The following is a 318-nucleotide window of genomic DNA, read 5'->3' as shown; positions in this document are numbered from 1 at the left end:
GCTGGCGTAACTGGTGAATGTCCGTCTCAAACAGAAATTGTTCTTAAGAGTGCAGACAAACAGTTAATCGGCCAAGTAGCAGCTGATATTCGTGCATATCGCCGTCCAGAGCCTTATAAAGGCAAAGGTGTACGTTACTCAGATGAAGTAGTTCGTACAAAAGAAGCGAAGAAAAAGTAAAGTAAGGTAACACTATGGATAAGAAAGTAGCTCGTATCCGTCGTGCAACCCGTGCACGTCATTTAATGAGAGAGCAAGGTGCAACCCGTCTGGTTGTGCATCGCACGCCTCGCCATATTTATGCGCAGGTTATTGCAC

At 45.6% G+C, this 318-nt stretch carries 2 protein-coding genes; both read left to right on the top strand.

Translation table 11 applies throughout. The features are described 5' to 3' along the window. A partial coding sequence (locus tag FLQ44_RS11220; protein ID WP_147694449.1) for a 50S ribosomal protein L6 occupies positions 1-180 on the top strand: 180 nt, incomplete at its 5' end. Between the two features lie 14 nt (positions 181-194). Further along, positions 195-318 (top strand): 50S ribosomal protein L18 (locus FLQ44_RS11215; protein ID WP_276607851.1); only part of this gene is annotated, 124 nt, incomplete at its 3' end.

The organism is Vogesella mureinivorans (assembly GCF_007644035.1).
Classification (GTDB): domain Bacteria; phylum Pseudomonadota; class Gammaproteobacteria; order Burkholderiales; family Chromobacteriaceae; genus Vogesella; species Vogesella mureinivorans.
This window is presented reverse-complemented; position numbering and strand designations above follow the sequence as displayed.